This is a genomic window from Streptomyces sp. SAS_272, from assembly GCF_052543235.1.
Window position 1 is genome coordinate 1 of record NZ_JBMNDR010000181.1, and the last position, 4600, is coordinate 4600.

Annotated in this window: 2 protein-coding genes; one reads left to right on the forward strand and one right to left on the reverse strand. The window is 64.2% G+C overall.

Annotated features, from left to right (window positions below):
* Positions 1–24: 24 nt before the first annotated feature.
* Positions 25–1917, reverse strand: coding sequence for a trypsin-like serine peptidase (locus tag ACN6LD_RS41855; protein ID WP_445045902.1), 1893 nt, complete (start codon positions 1915–1917; stop codon positions 25–27).
* Between the two features lie 1169 nt (positions 1918–3086).
* On the opposite strand from ACN6LD_RS41855, the gene ACN6LD_RS41860 reads away from it, so the two are divergent.
* Positions 3087–3347: a hypothetical protein gene (locus tag ACN6LD_RS41860; RefSeq protein ID WP_319198249.1), complete on the forward strand. Its 261-nt coding sequence runs from the start codon at positions 3087–3089 to the stop codon at positions 3345–3347.
* The last annotated feature ends 1253 nt before the right edge of the window (positions 3348–4600 follow it).

The window sequence follows — 4600 nt, forward strand, 5'->3', positions numbered from 1 at the left end:
CCCCCCCACCACCGTGGAGGGACGCTAGCGGGTACTGCGTCGGTACAGTTCGGGACCACAGACCCGGGCGCAGGGATCGTCCGAGCGGGTCCTCGTGGCGGCGAAGCCAGTCGGCGGCGGGACCAGCTGGTACTCGCGGCCAAGAGCGTCGGCCTGTGTGTTGCCGTACATGGACACTTCTCCGTCGGACCAGCGCACGAAGACGTCGTCCTCCCAGTCGTTGGCACCGAACTCTCCCGCTGCGACGATGCGGGCATGGGTCCAGGTGCTGTTCGCTGCGAGTACCGTGGACCCGCTGTTCAGTCCTTGAGTGGCGATGTCCTGGTAGACCGTCAGTTTACCGTCAGCCCACTTCACGAAGAGGTCATAGTTCGGGTTGTCGTCACTGGTATCCCCGTCGAAGTCGCCTCCGGTGATGAGATCGGCACTGTCCGCCCAAAGGCTGTTCTTTGGCAGTAGCTGCGTCTCTGCATGAAGGCCGTTGCCATCGACATTGACGTACTTGGTGACCTCACCGTCAATCCAGCGCACAACCAGGTCGTCGGACCACTTGTTGCCCCCATACTTCCCCGTTGCGATGCCCTTCGCATTCTTCCAGATTGATTTAGCTGGTGCGATCTTGATCTCATTTGCCGGATGCTGGTCCAGCGATGTGGGCAATTTTGTCTTTTGGTCGATGTCCTTATAGATCGTCACTTCGCCGTCCACCCATTTCACCATCAGATCGTAGGCATTCGATCCGGTGTAGTCGCCTGCGGTGATAACGTCGGCGTATTCACTCCACAAGTCGTTGGGCTCGGCCAATTGCACCTCACAGGGCTGGCCGGCTTTACATCCGGTGTAGAAGCCCTGGTTCTGGTCCCCCGGGTAAAGGGTCATCTCGCCGTCGCTCCACCTGACGATCAAGTCGGAGTCGCCGAACTTCTGCGACTCTGTGTGGAATGTGCCGGAAGCAGCGGCCATGGCGTGCCTCCACAGCTTTGCATCCCCCAGGCCGTCGGACCCCTTTGGTGTATCCGGCTGGTAGTCGTTGACCGCCTGGTTGTAGAGGCGGACCACGTCGGAGTCGAACTGTGAGGAGTAGGAGATGTCGTCCCGGGTTCCGCCTGTCTTGTAGCCCCCAATGACACCGATGATGTCACCGCGCTTGCCGTCGAAGTTGCGCAGAAAAGGACCGCCGGAAACCCCAGGAGCGAAGTTGTCGCAGGCTATCTCGAGGAATCGGCCGTCAAACCCTTTGGTTGTGGTGGAAGGGCAGACAAGCGGCGCTTTTGAGCCCCCGGGAAATCCGATGAGGGTGACGTTCCGCTGGGCGAGCTGCGCGGAATGAAGGGTGACGAGTTCGTTGCCCATACCTGTGGCGTTCTCCAGGAACTCTCCCTTGGAGTTCGGTCCGGACCTCAGAATGGCGAAGTCGAGGTCGTCGGCCTTGGCTGGTCCTTGGGATAGGTAACGGCCGTCGATCCATATCTTTCCCTTTTTGATGGGGAAGATCCCGTACGGGGCGACGCCGTGGCCTGGGTGTGCAGGGTCCGGCTTCCAGCCGGGTGCGAACGCCAGGGATTTGAAACGGTCGTTGTCGTTGAGGCAGTGAGCTGCCGTGATGATGAGCGACTTCGTCGGGGAGGCGACAGACGAGGCGGAACAGAATTGGTCCCTGTTTCCGGGATCCGGTTGAGGGTCGTCGTCATCACTGATGAGGAACACACCTGCGGTGGCCACGCCTTTTTTATCGAATGCGGAAGGCGCTCGCAGCGTCTTGCCAGGCGAAGCACCGCCGCCGGCGGCTTCGCTGCCAGTGCCATCTCCGTCCGCCGTCTTGCCCGACTCCACCGGGATGGCCTCGGCGATGCGCTCGGGTGTCCAGTAGGCCTCCGCGGCCCTAGCCTCGGCGATCTCCTCAGGCGTCGCCTTCAATTCCTCCCCCGCTGGTGGCAGTGGAACATCCGTTGGCCTGGTTACCGAGGCCGGACCTGAAGGCGACGGAACATTGCGAGGGGGCGCCGCCGTGGGTTCCGTATCCTCGGTACCAGGCGGTAACGGAGACGTCAAAGGTGTGCTGGCTCCGGTCGGTACAGGGGACTGAGTCGCGGAGGGCGTGGGTAAGGCTGTCGCCGCAGGTGCGGCTATCAGGATCGCAGCGGCTGCCAGAGCCGGTGCGCCCACTCTCCACTTGGTGCGTAGTGCGAACTTACTCATAATTTGCCTACCTTCAGGTCGGTCAGGCCGTCAAGGGAGGCGCGGCGTCAGGGCACACTGCCGGTCGCTACGCGGACAGATCGTCTGCACACTATGGGAAACCTGTGAATTCATCGATCGCTAATCTCTACGAGTTGACAAAAACGGTCAGAACGCGCCACCCCTGGAATTCACCATTCCGCCCTCGCTGCTGTACTCACGGACTCGCCCATCGTCCAGAAAGTCAATCCCGTCACCTGGACACCGCCGTTTGTTTTTAGGGAGTGGCACCCCGGAAATCGGACTCTTCGGATATTTGCGACCCCTGCTTGCGGCCGTGCGTTCGCCCCTCTGGCCGAATTCTTCAGCCCACGAACCTCAAAAAATCATGGCGACTATTAGCCCTCGGTAGAAGGCCGTGAACAGCTCGGCGGTTGAGCGGACGAGACGAGCGTTACTGGGCCCCACCCGACCGATGCGGGACCCAGGCTGGGCGGCAGGACCTCCTCGGGGTGGTCGTTCAGGGCGAACTCGGGATTGGCATGGGACAGGACATCGGCGAGTGCGGCGATGTCGTTGTCGATCACCGGAGAGGGGCGTCAACCGCCTCTTCGCTGCCTTCTGTCGTTCGGCGACCCCTGCGGGGCGCGGCGGTACGGCATCGAATGAGGCGTCGACAGCGGGGAGAGAGCGTGGCAACGCCACTGAAGTGTGCCGTCCGGACGGCAGGTCGCACTCTTCCCGGGGAACTGCCGCGGACGGGCAGGACAGAGGCGCGGTGACCGAAGCCCACACAGTGCCGACCAGGTGTCGGCGTACGGCCGACTGTGGCTTCACGCGTACGCCGACACCAGGAGGTCCAGTCAGGACCCGGCCAGGGATGCCCCTCGCCAGCCAAGTGCTACAGGGTGGCTGACCACCGCCCGCGAGAGATCGTGGTGCCCCCTGTCGAAGTGACCTGCGGCGCGGCCGGGCTCGCCCACATCCAGCCCGGCGCCTACCGCCAGCAATTCCACCCCATCATCGGCCAGGCCCGACGCACCGCGACCGGCCACATCCGCGGCCGGCACCTGGCCGTCCTGCTCGACGCCGCCCGCGAGGACCTCGGCGGAGCACGCCCGCCCAGCGGCTGTATGCGGTGCTCCAGGAGATCCGCGCCCTCTTCGTGACCAGGGGGACACCGTCTGACGCTCTGGCCTGGGCTACGACCGGCAAAGGCCGGCACGCAGTCCTTCCTGGTCACAGCAGACGGATCGCTGCCATGCAGGCGTCGGCGTGCCGTCCGGGTCCAGGCCGTGCGGCCGCAGTCTGCTGAACACCCCCCATACACGGGCCGATGGGGCTGGGTACCGGGTCCGTGGTCGGCGGCCTTCTGAGCTAGGGACACGGCAGCCTGGTGGTCTCCCGCTGCGTCCCGCTTCTCGGCCAGGTCGATCAGGGCCCGGCTGTAGCCGTGCTGAGCGGCCTGCCAGGCCAGTTACTCGCGGCCTTCCGGCGATGGCCCGCAGCATCGCGTTCCGTCGTTTGCTGCCGTCCAACTGGTCCATATCGCGGCCGACATGCCCTGGGCATCCCGCGAAGCGCAAGCCGCCACGGGCGGCCGTCTGTGCTCACAACCGATCCGCCATCACTCGTTGGAGTGAGGTGCGTCGCTGCAGACATCCCGGTGTCCGCAAGCCTTCGCCGAAAGAGCCATCCGACGATGTGAAGGGGCACGAGCTCAGATCCGCGCTCGACTCGCCAGATCGACCACGCCCGCTATAGCCCCCGCTCACAGAGTTGTGACTTAGCGCTTCCAGGTAGTAAGGCCAGCTTGCCGAGGTTCCGCACCGCACGATCAGAGGTGCGGTGCCTCTGGCTGCCAGAGGTCCCAGAACAACGTCCCGCTTCAGCAGCCCTGCGCCGCGCAGGGGCGTTCAGATGGGGCCGGAGAAGTCGTACACAGCCAATCCCCGCTGGCAGGCCGCTGAACAGCCCAAATACCGAAGTAGGGCTGGAGTACCAGGAGATCAAGCTTCCGCTTCGGGGCCCGCACCGGTACGCCGTGCAGCCAGGTCCATACCGGCCAACCGGGCCATCGCCCCGGCGAACCGCACCCGTGACTCTTGCGACACGTCCGAGAACCTCCAGAACGTCCTGCTCCGGTGACACCAGGAGCACGCCGGTCGTGGTGACCGCCGACTCCCCGTGCTCGGTGATCAGTCGGCGCAGATCGGCGTCGCGGTGTGCGTCCCGCACGATCCACGGCGACTGCACCACTTCCAGGGCGTAGTGCGCCTGGATGACCTCGACGACTTATTGCCGTACGACGAGGGTCAGGCCCATGAGCCGTGAGCGCAACGAGCGAGGCCCCCGGGCTGTTGATCGAGATGTCTGACGTCTCAATCACGTTGCTCGGGGGCCTCGTTGGTCATCCGTCCTG